Origin of the sequence: Comamonas sp. Z3, assembly GCF_008121565.1 — a bacterium.
In the GTDB taxonomy this organism is placed as follows: domain Bacteria; phylum Pseudomonadota; class Gammaproteobacteria; order Burkholderiales; family Burkholderiaceae_C; genus Comamonas; species Comamonas brasiliensis.
Window position 1 is genome coordinate 84,160 of the sequence record NZ_VOQU01000008.1, and the last position, 18,137, is coordinate 102,296.

The following is an 18,137-nucleotide window of genomic DNA, read 5'->3' on the forward strand; positions in this document are numbered from 1 at the left end:
TTCTCTCGTGGGCTGCTGAATTAGAACGTGCGGACCTTGGGAGGAACGCTGGCAACGGTCAGGGGCTTGAGGTTCACAGGCTTGTAGGTCAGGCTGTTGGTGGCGCTGTCCCACAGGGTGTGCTTGAGCCATTCCTTGTCGTTGCGGCCCAGCGGGAATTCGGCGTGGTCGGCAGGGTGCTCGTAGTCGTACACGGTGTGTGCGCCACGGCATTCCTTGCGGGCTGCGGCCGAGGTCATGGTGGCTTGCGCCACTTCGATCAGGTTGTCCACTTCCAGGGCTTCCATGCGGGCGGTGTTCCACACCATGGACTTGTCCTTCAGGGTCACGGAGCCGACCTTGTCGCGGATCGCGTTGATCTTCTCCACGCCTTCGTCCATGCTCTTTTGCGTGCGGAACACGCCAGCATGCGTCTGCATGGATTGGCGGATCTCGCCGGCGACGTCCTGGGCGTAGGTGCCGTCCTTGGAGTCCTGCAACTGGTTGAGGCGGGCCAGGGTGCGCTCGGCGCCGTCGGCGGGCACTTCGTGGTGAGCGCCGAAGCCGTTGACGAATTCCACGATGTGCTTGCCGGCAGACTTGCCGAAGACCAGCAGGTCCAGCAGCGAGTTGGTGCCCAGGCGGTTGGCGCCGTGCACGGACACGCACGAGCATTCGCCCACGGCGTAGAGGCCGCCCACCACATTGTTCTGCTGACCGTCCCAGACCACGACCTGACCGTTGATGTTGGTCGGGATGCCGCCCATCTGGTAGTGGATGGTGGGAACCACGGGGATGGGTTCCTTGGTGATGTCCACGTTGGCGAAGTTGTGGCCGATTTCTTCCACGGAAGGCAGACGCTTGCGGATGGTTTCGGCACCCAGGTGGTCCAGCTTCATGAGGATGTAGTCCTTGTTGGGACCGCAGCCGCGACCTTCCTTGATTTCCTGGTCCATGGAGCGCGACACGAAGTCACGTGGTGCCAGATCCTTCAGCGTGGGAGCGTAACGCTCCATGAAGCGCTCGCCTTCGCTGTTCAAGAGAATGGCGCCTTCGCCGCGGCAGCCTTCGGTCAGCAGCACGCCGGCACCGGCCACGCCGGTGGGGTGGAACTGCCAGAACTCCATGTCCTGCAGAGGAATGCCGGCGCGAGCAGCCATGCCCAGGCCGTCACCGGTGTTGATGAAGGCGTTGGTCGACGCCTGGAAGATACGGCCGGCACCACCGGTGGCCAGCAGCACGGCCTTGGCGTGCAGCTCGTACAGATCGCCGGTTTCCAGTTCCAGTGCGGTCACGCCGACCACATCGCCCTGGGTGTTGCGGATCAGGTCCAGCGCCATCCACTCCACGAAGAAGTTGGTCTTGGACTTGACGTTCTGCTGGTACAGCGTGTGCAGCATGGCGTGACCGGTACGGTCGGCAGCGGCGCAGGCGCGCTGCACGGGCTTTTCGCCATAGTTGGCGGTGTGACCGCCGAAGGGACGCTGGTAGATGGTGCCGTCGGCATTGCGGTCGAAAGGCATGCCGAAGTGCTCGAGTTCGATCACGACGTTTGGCGCTTCACGGCACATGAACTCGATGGCGTCCTGGTCGCCCAGCCAGTCGGAGCCCTTGATGGTGTCGTAGAAGTGGTAGTGCCAGTTGTCTTCGCTCATGTTGCCCAGCGATGCGGACACGCCGCCTTGAGCAGCCACTGTGTGCGAGCGAGTGGGGAAAACCTTGGACAGCGAGGCGACGGACAGACCGGCGCGCGACAGTTCCAGCGCAGCGCGCAGGCCGGAGCCGCCGGCACCGACGATCACGACGTCAAACTTGCGCTTGGTGATATTTGCTTTGGAGTAGCTCATTCTTAACCTTCAATCGTGGAGACTGTGTCTCAATCAGAGACGCCACAGAACCTGGATGCCCCAGCCGATGCAGCCGACCAGCCAGACAATGGTGACCACTTGCAGTGCAAGGCGCAGGCCCACGGGCTTGACGTAGTCCATCCAGATGTCACGCACGCCGATCCAGGCATGCCAGCCCAGAGCCACGAAGAGGGCCAGGGTCAGGAACTTCATCCACTGGGGCGAAAAAATGCCGGCCCACTGCTCGTAGCCCACGGGGCCGCTGACCGTCAGAAAGCGAACCAGCAGCACAACGGTGTACAGCGCCATCAGGACGGCGGTGGAGCGTTGAGCCAGAAAGTCGCGGGTGCCATAGTGCGCGCCGACAACGGTGCGCTTGGAGCCGTAATTCACGGACATGGTTGTTTCCTTATCGTGAGGTGTTATTGACTGGGCGCTGATCAGTACAGACCAAACAGCTTGGCGCCAAGCACCACGGTCAGGGCAACGCTGATGCACAGCACGACTGCGGCGGTGGACTTGCCGGTCTGCTTGTTCACGGCATGGTGGTTCACGTCCATCACCAGATGGCGAACACCTGCGCAGAAATGGTGCAGATAGGCCCAGATCAGAGCCAGGCAGACAAGCTTGGCAAACCAGCCAAAGGGACCTGCGAATACCGACGTGAAGGAATCAAACGAAATTTCCGACGAGATCGAGTGGTCGAACATCCAGATGATGAACGGCAGCAGGATCGCCATCAGCAGACCGCTGACGCGGTGCAGGATGGACACGATGCCTGCCAGGGGCAGGCGATAGGTCGGTAGGTCCGAGAAGAAGTTGATATTGCGGAACTCTGGCCGCTGTTTTGCTTTTTGCTCTGTCATGGCAGGGTACTTTCGTGGATGTAACTGCGTTGTAATCGCTAGTGCGAAGCGACACAAAATTCTATTGCAATGCAGCAGAATCCGTTAGCCGAATTTGCATAGCAGAGGATTGGGCTCTGTTGCAATCAACGCTTTTACGGGGGGATTCAGTTCAATGCATTGCGGTAATGATGGGTGTCGGTGCGATACAGGCCGCGCCGTAACTCCATGGGAACATCGTTGTATGTGTAAGCAGTTCGCTCCACGCTGAGCAGCGGTGTGGTGCTGGGAATGTTCAGCAGCTGGGCTTGCTCGGCATCCGGCAGAACGGCGCGAATTTTCTCGTCGGCCCGCACCATGCGAACGCCATAGACCAGCTCGAACATGGCGTAGGTGGGGCCCTGGTAGCTGGACATCTGCTCGGCCGTCAGCCCCTTGAAGGCGTTGCCAGGCAGCCAGATGTCCTCCAAAATAGTCGGGATTGCGGCAAAGGAAAGGGTGCGGCGCACATGCATCACGGCGTCGCCGGTGCGCAGGGCCAGGGCCCGGGCCACTTCGGCGGGCGCGCGCAGGCGGCGGCACTCAAGGATGTGGCGCTCGGCGCGGCCTTCGCCCTGCAGGTCGCCGGCATCGGGGCGCAGATTCAGAAAGCGGTACTGCACCTGCTGGGCGGCGTGAGTGGCCACAAACGTGCCCTTGCCCTGGCGGCGCATGACCAGATTTTCAGCGGCCAGTTCATCGATTGCTTTGCGCACCGTGCCCTGGCTGACCTTGAAGCGGGCTGCCAGCTCCATTTCACTGGGAATCAGTTCTCCGGGGCGCCATTCGCCAGCTTCCAGGCTTTGCAGGATCAGGCCCTTGATCTGCTGGTACAGAGGGCTGAAGGCTGGGGTGGAGACGCCGGCGCCACCGCTATGGCTGGCGTTGTTGTCCGGGGCTGTGTTGTGAGGGGTCGGCATAGTTGGTTTTGAAGGTATCGCCTCCGCGATGCGATGCACAAAAACAGTCGATTTGACTCTGGTCGCTAAGTGAAGATCATATCTTATATAAGACATAAGACAAATTGACCGGGCTTTGATTTCGGCAGTACACTTGCCGCATGTTTGCGGAGCTTGCGCTACTGGTGGTTACGCTGGTGCCGCCTGGCGCCCATAACATCTCACTTTTTTCCAATCTTGGAGTTTCACCATGAGCAAGAAGCCCGTCCGTGTCGCCGTTACCGGCGCAGCTGGCCAAATCGGTTACGCCCTGTTGTTCCGCATCGCCTCCGGCGAAATGCTGGGTAAAGATCAGCCCGTTATTCTGCAACTGCTGGAAATCCCCGACGAAAAGGCTCAAAACGCTCTGAAGGGCGTGATCATGGAGCTGGAAGACTGCGCCTTCCCCCTGCTGGCCGGCATCGAAGCCCACGCCGATCCCATGACCGCCTTCAAGGACACCGACTACGCTCTGCTGGTGGGCGCCCGTCCTCGTGGCCCCGGCATGGAACGTGCTGACCTGCTGGCTGCCAACGCCCAGATCTTCACCGCCCAGGGCAAGGCTCTGAACGCCGTGGCTTCGCGCAATGTCAAGGTTCTGGTGGTGGGCAACCCCGCCAACACCAATGCCTACATCGCCATGAAGTCGGCTCCCGATCTGCCCGCCAAGAACTTCACCGCCATGCTGCGCCTGGACCACAACCGCGCTGCTTCCCAGCTGGCTGCCAAGGGCGGCTTCAAGGTTGGCGACATCAGGAAGCTGACCGTGTGGGGCAACCACTCGCCCACCATGTACGCCGACTACCGCTTCGCCACCGTGGACGGCAAGTCCGTGAAGGAAGCCATCAACGACCAGGAATGGAATGCCAACGTGTTCCTGCCCACCGTGGGCAAGCGTGGCGCCGCCATCATCGCTGCTCGCGGTCTGTCGTCGGCTGCTTCGGCTGCCAACGCTGCCATCGACCACATGCGTGACTGGGCCCTGGGCTCCAACGGCGAATGGGTCACCATGGGCGTGCCTTCCAACGGCGAGTACGGCATCCCCGCCGGTATCGTGTTCGGTTTCCCCGTGACCACCACGGCTGACGGCGAATACAAGATCGTCGAAGGTCTGGAAATCGATGCCTTCTCGCAAGAGTGCATCAACAAGACTCTGGCTGAGCTGCAAGGCGAGCAAGACGGCGTCAAGCACCTGCTGTAATCAGCGCAAAGCCTATGCAAGACTGGAACCCTGCGCTGTATCTGCGCTTTGCCAATGAGCGCACCCGCCCTGCGGCAGAACTGCTGGCAAGAGTACCTTCCAGCTTGCATTCACCCGCTCGCAGCCTCCACATCGTGGATCTGGGCTGCGGGCCGGGCAACTCCACCGAGCTTCTGGTGGAGCGTTTTCCCGGCGCCGATGTGCTCGGTGTCGACAATTCCGAAGCCATGCTGGAGACTGCGCGCAGGCAGTTGCCGCAGGCAAGGTTCGAGGCCGGTGACATTGCCTCCTGGGCACCTGCTGAAGGTGAGCCAGCGCCTGATCTGATTTATGCGAATGCCTCCATCCAGTGGGTGGGCGGGCATGAGAGCCTGATTCCCCGTCTGTTTTCGCTGCTGGCGCCCGGTGGCGTGCTGGCAGTGCAGATGCCTGACAACCGTCAGGAACCCTCGCACCGAAACATGCGCGAAGTCGCGCAGCTGCCCCGGTTTGCGGCACACATCGGGAATGCGAGCAAGGTGCGTACCGAGATTTTGCCCATAGGGGTCTATTACGACCTGCTGGCGGCGCCCCAGCCGGCGGCTCCCGCCAACGAGGCTGCGAGCGTCGATGTGTGGCACACCATCTACCAGCATCCCATGGACTCGGCTGCAGCGATTGTGCAGTGGCTCAGCAGCACGGGCCTCAAGCCTTTCGTGGAAGGTTTGCCCCAGGAGCTGCAGGCCGAGTATCTGAGCGAGTATCAAAACCGCATCGATGCGGCTTATCCGGAGCGAGCCGACGGCAAGCGTCTGCTGGCTTTCCCCCGACTTTTCATGGTGGCTCAGCGCAAGTCATGACGAAAGAACTGGTTCATCCCGCCACCGTGCTGCTTGACGCTCAGGGTGGCGCTCAGCGTCTGCCGATCTGCGACCACTACAGCGGCGTGGAAGCACGCATGCGCAAAAGCCTGCAGCTGCAGGCCGAGATGATGCAGGAGTTCGGCACCTGCGTGTTCGACGTGACGCTGGACTGCGAGGATGGTGCTCCCGTTGGCCAGGAGGCCGAGCATGCACGTCTGGTCGTCGAGCTGGCCAACGGCGCCGCTGCAGGCGCACGCGTGGCGGCCCGGGTGCATGCGGTGGACCATGCACATTTCCAGGCCGACATGGACATCATCGCCGGTGCAGCCGCAGGCCGGCTCTGCCACATCATGATTCCCAAGGTGGAATCGGTGGATGACGTCATCAAGGCCGAAAAAGCGCTGCAGCGTGCGACAGGCAAGCGTGTGCCGCTGCATGTCCTGATAGAGTCGCCCGCTGCCGTGCAGCAGGCCTTCGACATTGCGGCCCACCCGGCCGTGCAAAGCATCTCCTTCGGCCTGATGGACTTTGTCTCGGCCCATGGCGGCGCGATTCCGGCCTCCGCCATGACAGCCCAGGGCCAGTTCGAGCATCCGCTGGTGGTGCGCGCCAAGCTCGAGATCGCGGCGGCCTGCCATGCCCACGGCAAGGTGCCGTCGCACTGCGTGGTCACCGAATTCAAGAATCCTGAAGCTTTGCAGGCTTGCGCGCAAAAAGCCTCGCGGGAGCTTGGCTACACACGCATGTGGAGCATTCATCCCGACCAGATTCGACCGATCCTGCGTGCTTTTTCTCCTGCCGAGGATGAAGTCAGGCAGGCGGCACAAATACTTACCTCTGCAGCGGTGCAGAATTGGGCGCCCATCAGTTTTGGTGGTGTACTACACGACCGCGCGAGCTACCGCTATTTCTGGCAGTTGCTGGAGCGCGCTCACCAGACGGGGCAGGTCTTGCCGGTTGAGGTTCAACCCTGGTTTGCCCTGGCTCCAACCCATTGAACTCATAACAAGTCTGCAGGAGCTAAATCCTATGAAGACCCTGATCGCCACTTTGATGATTGCCGCTCCCCTGGTCGCAATCAGCCACTCCGCCGTGGCACAAACCGCTCCCAAGGCCAAGGCCGCCGCTGCCAAGAAGGCTCCCGCTGTCAAGAAGGCTCCCGCCAAGGGCAAGGCCGCCGCTGCGGCTGCCGCTGGCGCGGGCGCTGCTGCCGTGGCCGCCGGCCCGGCTTCCGCAGCCCTGGGCACCGAAGAGCTGGCCGTGGCCGAGCGCGTGCACAAGGGCCGCATTGCCTGCGAGCTCGGTGCCTATGTGAATGTGAACGCCGACACCGCCAACCCCGGTTACTTCATCGTGGACGGCCGCGGCTTCAAGTACCACATGGCTCCCGTCAAGACTTCCACGGGCACGGTGCGCCTGGAAGACAAGGCGGCCGGCGCCGTGTGGCTGCAGATCGCCAACAAGTCCATGCTGATGAACCAGAAGGCCGGTCAGCGTCTTGCGGATGAATGCATGAGCCCCGAGCAGCAGCAAGTGGCCGAAGCGATCCGCAAGAACCCACCTCCCAGCCTGCTGGACAGCAAATAAGTCTGGCGAGGCTGAGGGCTGGCGTATCGCACATGCGCCAGCCCTGTAATTCGCGCTCCACGCGCAGCCTTTTTTAAAAAACCATTGGAGAGAACCCATGTTGAAAGCCTACCGTGACCATGTGGCAGAACGCGCCGCATTGGGCATCCCCCCGCTGCCTCTGGATGCCAAGCAGGTCGCCGAGCTGATCGAGCTGATCAAGAACCCACCCGCTGGTGAAGACGCGTTCCTGATGGATCTGCTGACCCATCGCGTGCCGCCCGGCGTGGATGATGCAGCCAAGGTCAAGGCTTCCTTCCTGGCTGCCGTGGCTCACGGCGACCTGAAGGTGGGTCTCATCTCCAAGGCCAAGGCCACCGAGCTGCTGGGCACCATGGTGGGTGGCTACAACGTGCACCCCCTGATCGAGCTGCTGGACGATGCCGAAGTGGCTGGTGTGGCTGCCGATGCGCTGAAGAAGACACTGCTGATGTTCGACTTCTTCAACGACGTGGCCGACAAGGCCAAGGCCGGCAATGCCAAGGCCAAGGAAGTGATGCAAAGCTGGGCCGATGCCGAGTGGTTCACTTCGCGTCCCAAGGTCGAGGAAAAGATCACCGTCACCGTCTTCAAGGTGCCTGGCGAGACCAACACCGACGATCTGTCGCCCGCTCCCGATGCCTGGAGCCGTCCCGACATTCCTCTGCACTACCTGGCCATGCTCAAGAACACGCGTCCCGACGCGGCGTTCAAGCCCGAAGAAGACGGCAAGCGCGGCCCCATGCAGTTCATCGAAGACCTGAAGAAGAAGGGCCACCTGGTTGCCTACGTGGGTGACGTGGTCGGTACCGGTTCTTCGCGCAAGTCCGCCACCAACTCCATCATCTGGGGCACGGGCGTGGACATTCCCTTTGTTCCCAACAAGCGCTTTGGCGGCGTGACGCTGGGCGGCAAGATCGCTCCCATCTTCTTCAACACGCAAGAAGACTCCGGCGCTCTGCCCATCGAAGTCGATGTTTCCAAGCTGGAAATGGGCGACGTGATCGACGTGCTGCCCTACGCCGGCAAGATCGTCAAGAACGGCGAAACCGTGGCTGAGTTCCAGCTCAAGTCCGACGTGCTGCTGGACGAAGTGCAAGCCGGCGGCCGTATCAACCTGATCATCGGCCGTTCGCTGACCGCCAAGGCTCGCGAAGCCCTGGGTCTGCCCGCATCCACCGAGTTCCGCCTGCCCCAGGCTCCTGCTGCTTCTAACGCTGGCTTCACGCTGGCTCAGAAGATGGTCGGCCGCGCCTGCGGTCTGCCCGAAGGCCAGGGCGTGCGCCCCGGTACTTACTGCGAACCTCGCATGACCACCGTCGGTTCGCAGGACACCACCGGCCCCATGACTCGCGACGAGCTCAAGGATCTGGCCTGCCTGGGCTTCTCCGCCGATATGGTGATGCAGTCCTTCTGCCACACAGCGGCTTATCCCAAGCCCGTGGACGTGAAGACCCACCGCGAACTGCCCAACTTCATCAGCAACCGCGGCGGCGTGGCCCTGCGTCCTGGTGACGGCGTGATCCACAGCTGGCTCAACCGTCTGCTGCTGCCCGATACCGTGGGTACCGGTGGCGACTCGCACACCCGTTTCCCCATCGGCATCTCCTTTCCCGCAGGCTCCGGTCTGGTGGCCTTCGGCGCCGCTACCGGCGTGATGCCTCTGGACATGCCCGAATCCGTGCTGGTGCGCTTCAAGGGCGAGATGCAGCCTGGCGTGACCCTGCGCGATCTGGTGCACGCAATTCCTCTGTACGGTATCAAGCAAGGTCTGCTGACTGTGGCCAAGGCCGGCAAGATCAACGAGTTCTCGGGTCGCATCCTGGAAATCGAAGGCCTGCCAGATCTGAAGGTCGAACAAGCGTTTGAGCTGTCTGACGCTTCCGCCGAGCGCTCTGCCGCTGGTTGCACGATCAAGCTCAACCCTGAGCCCATCAAGGAATACCTGACATCGAACATCGTTCTGATGAAGAACATGATCGCTGACGGTTACGCCGACGCCAAGACTCTGCAGCGCCGTATCGAAAAGGTCGAAGCCTGGCTGGCCAAGCCCGACCTGCTGGAAGCCGACAAGAACGCTGAGTACGCTCACGTCATCGAAATCGACATGTCCGACATCAAGGAACCCATCGTTTGCTGCCCGAACGATCCTGATGATGCCAAGACCCTGTCTGACGTGGCCGGCGCCAAGATCGACGAAGCCTTCATCGGTTCCTGCATGACCAACATCGGTCACTTCCGCGCTGCAGCCAAGCTGCTGGGCGGCCAGCGTGACATCCCCGTCAAGCTGTGGGTGGCTCCTCCCACCAAGATGGACCAGGACGAGCTGATCAAGGAAGGTCACTACTCTGCCTTCGGTACTGCTGGTGCACGTACCGAAATGCCCGGCTGCTCGCTGTGCATGGGTAACCAGGCTCAAGTGCGTGAAGGTGCGACTGTCATCTCGACTTCCACTCGTAACTTCCCCAACCGTCTGGGCAAGAACACCAACGTGTATCTGGGCTCGGCCGAACTGGCCGCGATTGCCTCTCGTCTGGGCTACCTGCCTTCCAAGGAAGAGTACCTGAAGGAAATGGGCGTGATCGATGCCGACAAGGCCTCCGTCTACCGCTACATGAACTTCAACGAAATCGCCGAGTACGCTGAAGTGGCGGCCAAGATCTAAGCGCTCAGGCGCCACATGACAGGGCCCTCAAGGGCCCGGCCCCGAAGCCCGCAGGATGCAAGTCCTGCGGGCTTTTTGCTTTTCAGGCCGTGCACCGGGCCTGCAACCGTCGCAGCGCCTGCTGTGTCTCAGCATTTGCGGGAAAGAACGATTCGACGGCCAGCTCCTGCAGTGTCACGTCCACGGGCGTGCCGAAGATGGTGATGGTGCTGATGAAGCTCAGAGTGCCCAGATCGGTGTGCAGCTCGAAAGGCACGGCGATATGGCCGGCGACCGTGCTAGCAACAGCGCTGGTGGCTGGCGCGCCATGGGCTGCGAACGGGTAGGCCGCAATCTCGTCATGAAGCGCCTGCAGCTCGCCGTCCGCAGAGGCCGATATCTGCTGCTGCAGGCGATGCAGCAGATGGGTACGCCATTGGCCGGCATTGGCCAGACGAGGCCCCAGTCCCTCGGGGTGCAGGCTCAGGCGCAGCACATTCACGGGCGGCTCCAGCAGCCAGGGCGCCACGCCGTCCAGCAGCAGCGGCACGACGGCATTGGCGGCCACCAGGTTCCAGTGTCTGTCCACGGCCAGCGCCGGGCTGGGCTCGTGGCCCTTGAGCACCAGCTCTACGGCCTGGCGCGCGGCGGCCAGATCGGGATGGTCCAGCGGGCGGGCCTGGTACATGGGGGCAAAGCCCGCCGCCACCAGCAATGCATTGCGCTCGCGCAGCGGCACCGACAGGCGCTCGGCCAGGCGCAGCACCATCTCGCGGCTGGGCTGGGCGCGCCCTGTTTCCACATAGCTCAGGTGGCGTGTCGAGATCTCGGCCTCCAGTGCCAGCCCTTGCTGGCTGAGCCGACGGTGCTGGCGCCAGTGGCGCAGGTGTTCGCCGAACGGCGCGCGCGCGCCGGGCGGCAGGTGAGCGGCATGAGAAGAAGAGGGGGCGGTGCTGGAAGTCATGGTCGCATCGTAGTGGCAGGCCGCATATGCGGCCATGACCTGCGAGGTTATCGACGCTGTGCGCGCGGCTGGCAATCATGGACCCCAGCAGCCGGCACAGGGCCGGCCGCAAGAACTTGCTTTCAGAACAGGAGTCTTCCATGTCCATTTTTGCTTCTCCACGGTTTCTGCGCCATGTGATGTGGGCCGATGCGGTCTCCTGCGCCGCCACGGGCGCGCTGCAACTGGTTGTCACGCAGCCGCTGGCAGATCTGACAGGCCTGCCAGCCTTGCTGCTGACGGCAACAGGCCTTTTCTTGCTGGCCTATGCATCGGCCGCTGCCTGGATGGCGCGTCGCCGGCCCCTGCCGCGCACGCTGATCGGTCTGGTGGCTCTCGGCAATCTGGGCTGGGCACTGGGCTGCGCGGTCCTGGTCTTTGGCTCCGGCCTGGCGCTCAGTGCCTGGGGTCTGGCCTGGGTGGCGGCGCAGGCGGTCGTGGTGCTGGTCCTGGCCGATCTGCAGTGGGCAGGGCTGCGTGCCACGCGCCATCAGGCCCGGCAGGAGGCGCAGCTCGCGCTTTGAGTGATGCAGAAAAGGATAGCGCCTAGCGACTGCCATCTATTGAATGTAGGCTGATTCGGTGTTGAAAACATGGATTGGCAGGCGCTACAAGCTATGATTTTTCTTATATCCGCCATGTGTCCGGGCGGATAAGCGGGCCGAGGGAGGCAGAGATAATTCCGTACCGCGTAAAATTCACGGTTGCGCCGCGCTGGCGTACTCTTCGCAACCATGGGTTCCCTCGCCCCCATCGACCAAAAAGGACTGTCATGACATCCGCTCATGCCGTGCAGACGCAAGCGTCGCGCGTGCCGTTTTACCTCTCCGTTCTCGTCGCGTTCCATATCGCGCTGGTCATCGCCAGCAACTACCTGGTGCAACTGCCCATCACGCTGCTGGGCTTTCACAGCACCTGGGGCGCCTTCAGCTTCCCCTTCATCTTTCTGGCCACCGACCTGACGGTACGCCTGATCGGCAAGACCGCGGCACGGCGCGTCATCATGCGTGCCATGCTGCCCGCGCTGGTGGTGTCCTATGTGGTGGGCGTGCTGTTCCACGAGGGCCGCTTCAATGGCTGGGAGGCGCTGCAAAGCTTCAACGGCTTTGTGTTCCGCATCGCACTGGCCAGCTTTGCTGCCTATGTGCTGGGTCAGTTGCTGGATATTCAGGTCTTCGACCGCATCCGCCAGAAAAGCCATTCCTGGTGGCTGGCTCCGGCGGCCGCGTCGGTGTTCGGCCAGGTGCTGGACACCGCGGCCTTTTTCTCCATCGCCTTCTGGAATAGCTCCGATGCCTTCATGGCGGCCAACTGGGTGGAAATCGCCATGGTCGACTATGTCATCAAGCTGGGCGTGAGCCTGCTGCTGTTTGTTCCCGCCTATGGCGTGGTGCTGGCGGCCATCGTGCGCAGCATGAAGGTGCAGGTCGCACCCGCAGCGGCGATGCGCTGAGCGCGCTGCGGGCAGTCGGCCTTGGTCGGCTGTCCATCGCCCTGTTTGACACAGGGCCGCATCTTGCGCCCCGCAAGAGTCTCGACCCAACCGGGGTTGACCTATCCGTTGCCACTTGGACTCGGATCTTGTGTTTGGTCAACGAGTCAATAGGGGTACTCCTTAAGAATAACCATGCAGCCGGCATTGGTGCATGTCTGTGATGTGCCGGTGCTGAGGGCTCAGCGGTATCGCGTTCCTCAGCAGGCTGCGCAAGAAAAGGAGTTCCCGATGAAAAACAAGCCCACCTCCAGCCAGCACTTCAGGAGATTCGTGCTGGGTGCCGTATCCGCTGCCGCCATGATGGCCGCCGCTCTCGCATCGGCTCAGGAACCCGTGCAGCCCATCAAGGCGCACAGTGTCACGGAGCCCGCCAAGGTCGAACTCGGCAAGAAGCTCTTCTTCGATCCGCGGCTGTCCCGCTCCGGCTTCATCTCCTGCAACTCATGCCACAACCTGAGCATGGGCGGTTCGGACAATCTCAAGACCTCGATCGGCGACAAATGGCAAAAAGGCCCCATCAATTCGCCGACGGTGCTCAACTCCAGTCTGAACCTTGCCCAGTTCTGGGACGGGCGTGCCAGGAACCTGCGCGAGCAGGCGGGCGGCCCTATCGCCAACCCCGGCGAAATGGCCTTCACGCACGATCTGGCCGTGGACATGCTGCGCTCCATTCCGCAATATGTGGCCGAATTCAAGAGCGTGTTCGGCAGCAACAAGCTGACCATAGAGGAAGTGACAGCGGCGATTGCGGCCTTCGAGGAAACGCTGGTCACGCCCCATGCGCGCTTCGACCGATGGCTTGAGGGCGATACGAAAGCCATCAGCGCCCAGGAGCTGCGCGGCTATCAGCTGTTCAAGAACTCGGGTTGCGTGGCCTGCCACAACGGCGTGAACTTTGGCGGGGCCTCGTTCCAGAAGATGGGTCTGGTCGAACCCTACAAGACCGACAATCCGGCAGAAGGGCGCGCTGCCGTCACGGGCAACGATGCGGAGCGCTTCAGCTTCAAGGTTCCGACGCTGCGCAATGTGGAGCTGACCTATCCCTACTTCCACGACGGTGCGGCTGACACCCTGGCGCAGGCAGTGGACACCATGGGCCGCATCCAGTTGGGCAAGAAGTTCAGCAAGAGCGAGAACGCCGACATCGTCGCGTTCCTGAAGACGCTGACCGGCGAGCAGCCCAAGCTGGTGCTGCCCATACTGCCGCCTTCCAGCGATGCCACCAAGCGGCCCCAGCCCTTCGAGTGAGCCAACTTGCCGCCGCCCGTCATGGGCGGCGATGGTGATGGCCGCCGAGTTCGTCTCCTGCCCATGAAAAAGGCCGTCTTCAAGGACGGCCTTTGTCTTTCTCCGCACTGCGCCGCAGAGGCTCAGGTCTGGCTCTGCAGATAGTTCTGCAGACCGATCTTGTCGATCAGCCCCAACTGCTTTTCCAGCCAGTAGGCGTGGTCTTCCTCGGTATCGTGCAACTGGGTCAGCAGGATGTCGCGGCTCACATAGTCGCGGTGCTGCTCGCACAGCGCCACGCCTTGCTGCAGGCCGGCGCGCACCTCGTATTCGGTGTCCAGATCCTTGCGCAGCATCTCGGGCACGGTTTCGCCAGGCGTGAATTCCTTGGGGCGCATGTCGGGGCGGCCGCCCAGCATCAGGATGCGGCGCAGCAGCGCATCGGCGTGCTGGGTTTCCTCCTGCATCTCATGGTCCAGACGCGTGAACAGCTTGGCAAAGCCCTGGTCTTCATAGATGCGCGAATGGGCGAAGTACTGGTCGCGCGCTGCGAGCTCGCCGCGCAGCAGGTCCTTGAGGTAGTCGACGACGTCGGGATGGCCTTGCATATTTGTTGTTCTCGGTGAATTTGCGAAGCCTGAAGTATCCCGCGACCAGCTTCGGGAATCAAAGTCAGCTATCAATTCCCGAGCGCAAGCGCTCTGGATGCGGGCTGTAAGCAGATGCATTCGCATTGCTGGCACCGTGCAGGCATGCAGATCGCTGCGCGGCTGCAGGCCCCATTTTCCCGCAAGCCCTTGTGCGTGATCTCCGCCCCGGGCCACCGACGAGAAGGCCAGACCTGCATTTTCAATATGCCGCCAAAGCAGACGATGGCCTGCGCAAAGGAGTACTTCTGGCGCCAGTGCACACTCCCCACAATGGCCGACATGACTTCCACAAGCGCCAGCGCCAAGTTTGATCTCTCCAGATCCATTGAATATGCAACGCAAAGTCGTATTGCCCTTGCCGGCTACGACGCCTGCCACGAGCTTGCCGCCTGCCTGCTTTCGGCCCACCTGGGCCACGATGCAAAGTCGGTTCTTGTCGCGGGAGCCGGGGGAACCGGTCAGGAAATCCTGTGCGCCGCAAAACTGGAGCCGGCCTGGACCTTTGTGGCCGCCGATCCGGCTGTCGCAATGCTCGATCAGGCGATGACAGGTATCGAGGCCGCAGGCCTGTCCGGACGCACCACAGTCTTCCACGGTACGGTCGAGGAGCTTCCCGATGGCGATGGCTTCGATGCTGCAACCCTGGTCGGAGTCCTGCATCACATTCCCGAGCAGGATCGCAAGGACGCGCTCTTGCGAGAGCTCGGCCGCCGCTTGAAATCGGGCGGGCCGCTGATCCTGGCCTGCAACCGGTGCCCCTACGAATCCCAGCCACTGTTCCTTGAAGCCTGGGCTTCACGCTGGCGCATGGCCGGTGCCGATGAGGCGGAGGTCGTCGCAAAGCTGGGCAAAATCCGCCATGGAGCCGTGCCGCCGCTTTCCGAGGCCGCGGTGGAAACGATGCTGGCCAACGCGGGCTTCGTCAATCCGCTGCGCTTTTTCTCAAGCCTGTTCTGGAGTGCATGGATCACCTTCAAGGCGCAATAGGAACCTGCTTGGAAAGCAGGCAGCTTTCGCCCGAGGTCGTCTGCCCATTGCCAGGCTCCTGGCAACGCGAGCCGTCCCAAGCCGTCCACGGCATCAGCAATGGGGTAAGGTTGTCGACTTTGCAAAGCCTGCCCTCATGTCCAATCTCGAAATCCAGCTCGATCACATTCGCACCGGAAAGATGTACAACGATCTGACGCCGGAGCTGGTGGGCGCGCGTCAGCATGCGGTGCTGCTGAGCAACGAGTACAACGACTCCTTCTCGGAACCAGCGCCCGTGCGTGAGGCGATACTTCGCCGCCTGCTGGGTTCCGTAGGCCAGAACGTGCACTTCGAACCCCGCTTTCGTTGCGAGTTTGGCCGGAACATCCACATTGGCAATAACTTCTATGCCAACTTCGATTGCATCATGCTGGATGGCGGAGGAATCTTCATCGGCAACGATGTTCTGCTGGCCCCACGTGTTGGCATCTACACCTCCAACCATGCCATCAATCCGGCCGAGCGTGCGGCGGGCGGCTGCTTCGCCAAGCCCGTGAGGATCGGCAACCGCGTGTGGATAGGTGCTGGCGTGCATATCAATCCCGGCGTGACGATCGGCGACGATTCCATCATCGGTTCGGGCAGTGTGCTGACCTCCGATATTCCTGCAGGGGTTGTGGCCGCAGGCGTTCCCTGCAAGGTTCTTCGGGCCATTTCCCCAAAGGACAAGACGGGCTTTGTCAACGAGGCCCCGCATCCCGGCCAGGCCTTCTAGGTAATGCGTGCCTGCGATCGCTGGCGGCTGGAGGTGGTCGCGCTGGCCCAGGATTCGCAGCTGGTAGTCGTTATTTCAAATAATGAGAAAATCCGGGCTCTTGGCCAGGATTTCCAATGAATATCAGAGACAGCCTGAAGGCTTGGGCAAAGCGAATCAAGCGCGATGGGGTGACGCTCTGGTTCGCAGGAAAACACCCCGCGACGCCCTGGTTCGCAAAAGCCCTGGGCCTGTTTGTGGTTGCCTATGCGCTCAGTCCGATTGATCTGATACCGGACTTCATCCCCGTTCTCGGATTCGTGGACGATGCTCTGCTGCTGCCGGGGTTGATCTGGCTCACGGTCAAGCTGTTGCCGGCATCCGTTCTCACCGAATGCCGTGTTCAAGCCGACGCATGGATGGCTGAAAACGGGGCCAGGCCCAGAAGTCGCCCGGGAGCCATCATGATCATCGTGCTCTGGGTGAGCATAGGAATCGCGGCCTGGTACTGCTTGACTCCCGAGGCTCGCCCATGAGGGTCTGCATCGTGGCGTCTGCGCCCATGGCACTGGTTGCCGCTGACGGCCGCAGCGGCTGCTCCAGTCTGGCTGCCTTGCCAAAGCCTGCATCGAGAGACCGGCAGCTGACTCGCTGCGTTCAGATCTCACTCTTGCCTGGGTTTGCAGGGGACTGCTCCAGGCCCGAGACGACAAACCTGCTCGGTCAACTTTGTCTGTGTAGCGAATCTTGATCTCGATTCTCCGCCTCGTGGCACTTGCCCTGGACCAGCTGGAAGTGGCGGTTTGCGTCTTTGATGCGAACGACAGAACCCAGCTGTGGAACGATACCTTTTTGCAGTTCTTCCCCGAGCATGCCGGGCATGTCTATGCCGGCGAAGCCTATAGCGAGAATCTGCGGCGTTTCTATCTGCAAAGGCTTTCGGCGCAGGAGCTGCCATGCATGGAGCGCTACATCGAAGAGGGCATCCAGCGGCATCACAACCAGCAGCGTGCGTTCGAGTTTGACCACTATGACTATCGCGTCCGGGCCGCCTCTCTTCCCCTGGGGCCTCTGGGCCGGATCCGACTGTGGCGCAAGACAGCTCCCTTGCTCACGGGGATGCAGGACCGGATCAACCCCAGGCAGGTACGACGGCCTCGGCAGATTTCGCAGGATACGGCACTGGCCCTGGAAAGTCTGGCGGACGGCATCCTGATGGTCGATGAGCAGGACAGGGCGGTCTGGGCCAATCACTCCTTTCTGGTGCTCTATGGTTTGACGGACATCGAGTGTCTTGGCGCGCGCATGTTTGAAGATATCTATGCACAGACGTGGGCGCACGAGCAGCCGACCACGGACTATGCAATAGGACTTTCGGTTCTCACGGAGCGGCAACGGTTTTCAGGGGCTCCTTATGTGCTGGCCCTGCCTCAGGATCGCTGGGTGCGCGTGGTGGAGCTGCGCGGGACCCAAACCAACGGTTGCAGCTTTTTTTTCGCATGTCGACATCACCGCGTCACGGCGGCAGCAGGAAGAGCTGAGGCAGCTGACTTTGCACCTGGAGTCCCTGGCAGTGAAGGATGCGTTGACAGGCTTGGTGAACCGCAGACGGTTCGATGAGGCGCTGGAGTCGGAGTGGCGCAGAGCACATCGGTCGGAGACCGCACTTTCGCTGCTTCTGTTGGATGTCGACCATTTCAAGCAACTCAACGACAGCTTTGGGCACCCGTTCGGCGATGAGGTGCTCAAGTGTTTCGCCGGCCTGCTGGCGCACTGCGTCCAGCGCGCAGGCAGCCTGGTTTCCCGTTATGGGGGCGAGGAATTCGCCATTCTGTTGCCTGGCACCGGGCTGTCCGGCGCGGCCAGGCTCGCCGAATTCATCCGGCAACAGGTCGAGGCCCTGTCGCTAGGCAATCCGCAAACCGGATTGGTGCAGATCACCATCAGCGTGGGAGTTGCATGCGCAAGCGGTCCTGCGCTGGATTCCTCCTGCTCCAGCCTCATCGACATGGCGGACAGGGCCTTGTATGAAGCCAAGCGAAAAGGCCGCAACAGCGTCTGCCTGGCCGGTGTTTAATCTCCAATCGGCGCCCTGCGCT

19 protein-coding genes are annotated in these 18,137 nt (G+C 61.8%); 13 read left to right on the forward strand and 6 right to left on the reverse strand.

Annotated features, from left to right (window positions below):
- Positions 1-20: 20 nt before the first annotated feature.
- The 4 genes from sdhA to FSY59_RS22135 all read right to left on the reverse strand — a co-directional run bounded on the left by sdhA (position 21) and on the right by FSY59_RS22135 (position 3,630).
- Positions 21-1,826: a succinate dehydrogenase flavoprotein subunit gene (gene sdhA, locus FSY59_RS22120; RefSeq protein ID WP_003053213.1), complete on the reverse strand. Its 1,806-nt coding sequence runs from the start codon at positions 1,824-1,826 to the stop codon at positions 21-23.
- A 33-nt stretch (positions 1,827-1,859) separates the two neighbouring features.
- On the reverse strand, positions 1,860-2,225 hold the full coding sequence (sdhD, locus tag FSY59_RS22125) for a succinate dehydrogenase, hydrophobic membrane anchor protein (RefSeq protein WP_003053214.1): 366 nt from the start codon (positions 2,223-2,225) through the stop codon (positions 1,860-1,862).
- Positions 2,226-2,266: 41 nt separating this feature from the next.
- Positions 2,267-2,692 (reverse strand): succinate dehydrogenase, cytochrome b556 subunit, encoded by a 426-nt coding sequence (gene sdhC / locus FSY59_RS22130; RefSeq protein WP_003053216.1) that lies wholly within the window; start codon positions 2,690-2,692, stop codon positions 2,267-2,269.
- 146 nt (positions 2,693-2,838) lie between these two features.
- Positions 2,839-3,630: a GntR family transcriptional regulator gene (locus FSY59_RS22135; protein WP_003053218.1), complete on the reverse strand. Its 792-nt coding sequence runs from the start codon at positions 3,628-3,630 to the stop codon at positions 2,839-2,841.
- Between the two features lie 229 nt (positions 3,631-3,859).
- Here FSY59_RS22135 and FSY59_RS22140 point away from each other — a divergent pair, with 229 nt between their 5' ends.
- The 5 genes from FSY59_RS22140 to acnB all read left to right on the forward strand — a co-directional run bounded on the left by FSY59_RS22140 (position 3,860) and on the right by acnB (position 9,961).
- Complete coding sequence (locus tag FSY59_RS22140; RefSeq protein WP_003053219.1) at positions 3,860-4,849, forward strand: malate dehydrogenase; 990 nt, start codon at positions 3,860-3,862, stop codon at positions 4,847-4,849.
- Between the two features lie 14 nt (positions 4,850-4,863).
- On the forward strand, positions 4,864-5,688 hold the full coding sequence (gene tam, locus FSY59_RS22145) for a trans-aconitate 2-methyltransferase (RefSeq protein ID WP_148729702.1): 825 nt from the start codon (positions 4,864-4,866) through the stop codon (positions 5,686-5,688).
- The gene (locus FSY59_RS22150) at positions 5,685-6,689 is read left to right on the forward strand and encodes a CoA ester lyase (RefSeq protein WP_148729703.1); all 1,005 of its coding nucleotides are present in this window, start codon (positions 5,685-5,687) and stop codon (positions 6,687-6,689) included. Before tam ends, FSY59_RS22150 begins: the two co-directional genes overlap by 4 nt.
- Before the next feature lie 31 nt (positions 6,690-6,720).
- The gene (locus tag FSY59_RS22155; RefSeq protein WP_148729704.1) at positions 6,721-7,278 is read left to right on the forward strand and encodes a hypothetical protein; all 558 of its coding nucleotides are present in this window, start codon (positions 6,721-6,723) and stop codon (positions 7,276-7,278) included.
- 97 nt (positions 7,279-7,375) lie between these two features.
- Complete coding sequence (gene acnB / locus FSY59_RS22160; RefSeq protein WP_003053223.1) at positions 7,376-9,961, forward strand: bifunctional aconitate hydratase 2/2-methylisocitrate dehydratase; 2,586 nt, start codon at positions 7,376-7,378, stop codon at positions 9,959-9,961.
- Positions 9,962-10,043: 82 nt separating this feature from the next.
- Here the strand turns inward: acnB and FSY59_RS22165 are convergent, their stop codons facing one another.
- Positions 10,044-10,904 (reverse strand): helix-turn-helix domain-containing protein, encoded by an 861-nt coding sequence (locus FSY59_RS22165; RefSeq protein WP_187427962.1) that lies wholly within the window; start codon positions 10,902-10,904, stop codon positions 10,044-10,046.
- 140 nt (positions 10,905-11,044) lie between these two features.
- On the opposite strand from FSY59_RS22165, the gene FSY59_RS22170 reads away from it, so the two are divergent.
- The 3 genes from FSY59_RS22170 (at position 11,045) to FSY59_RS22180 (ending at position 13,686) form a co-directional block, all read left to right on the forward strand.
- The gene (locus FSY59_RS22170) at positions 11,045-11,467 is read left to right on the forward strand and encodes a hypothetical protein (RefSeq protein ID WP_003053225.1); all 423 of its coding nucleotides are present in this window, start codon (positions 11,045-11,047) and stop codon (positions 11,465-11,467) included.
- Between the two features lie 248 nt (positions 11,468-11,715).
- Positions 11,716-12,396: a 7-cyano-7-deazaguanine/7-aminomethyl-7-deazaguanine transporter gene (locus FSY59_RS22175; protein WP_003053226.1), complete on the forward strand. Its 681-nt coding sequence runs from the start codon at positions 11,716-11,718 to the stop codon at positions 12,394-12,396.
- 270 nt (positions 12,397-12,666) lie between these two features.
- Positions 12,667-13,686 (forward strand): cytochrome-c peroxidase, encoded by a 1,020-nt coding sequence (locus tag FSY59_RS22180; protein WP_003053227.1) that lies wholly within the window; start codon positions 12,667-12,669, stop codon positions 13,684-13,686.
- Positions 13,687-13,808: 122 nt separating this feature from the next.
- Here FSY59_RS22180 and bfr read toward each other — a convergent pair whose 3' ends face one another.
- Entirely contained in the window at positions 13,809-14,273 is a 465-nt protein-coding gene (gene bfr / locus FSY59_RS22185) for a bacterioferritin (RefSeq protein ID WP_003053228.1), read from the reverse strand.
- A 321-nt stretch (positions 14,274-14,594) separates the two neighbouring features.
- Here bfr and FSY59_RS22190 point away from each other — a divergent pair, with 321 nt between their 5' ends.
- The 5 genes from FSY59_RS22190 to FSY59_RS27770 all read left to right on the forward strand — a co-directional run bounded on the left by FSY59_RS22190 (position 14,595) and on the right by FSY59_RS27770 (position 18,115).
- Positions 14,595-15,302, forward strand: coding sequence for a class I SAM-dependent methyltransferase (locus tag FSY59_RS22190; protein ID WP_222864302.1), 708 nt, complete (start codon positions 14,595-14,597; stop codon positions 15,300-15,302).
- 136 nt (positions 15,303-15,438) lie between these two features.
- Positions 15,439-16,059, forward strand: coding sequence for a sugar O-acetyltransferase (locus FSY59_RS22195; RefSeq protein ID WP_148729706.1), 621 nt, complete (start codon positions 15,439-15,441; stop codon positions 16,057-16,059).
- 116 nt (positions 16,060-16,175) lie between these two features.
- Positions 16,176-16,574 carry a YkvA family protein gene (locus tag FSY59_RS22200; RefSeq protein WP_148729707.1) on the forward strand — a complete coding sequence of 133 codons (399 nt, stop codon included), beginning with the start codon at positions 16,176-16,178 and terminating at the stop codon, positions 16,572-16,574.
- A 211-nt stretch (positions 16,575-16,785) separates the two neighbouring features.
- A complete protein-coding gene (locus FSY59_RS22205; RefSeq protein ID WP_255439672.1) occupies positions 16,786-17,658 on the forward strand; it encodes a PAS domain-containing protein in 873 nt (290 codons plus the stop codon).
- Positions 17,612-18,115 (forward strand): GGDEF domain-containing protein, encoded by a 504-nt coding sequence (locus FSY59_RS27770; RefSeq protein WP_255439673.1) that lies wholly within the window; start codon positions 17,612-17,614, stop codon positions 18,113-18,115. Before FSY59_RS22205 ends, FSY59_RS27770 begins: the two co-directional genes overlap by 47 nt.
- Positions 18,116-18,137: the final 22 nt, after the last annotated feature.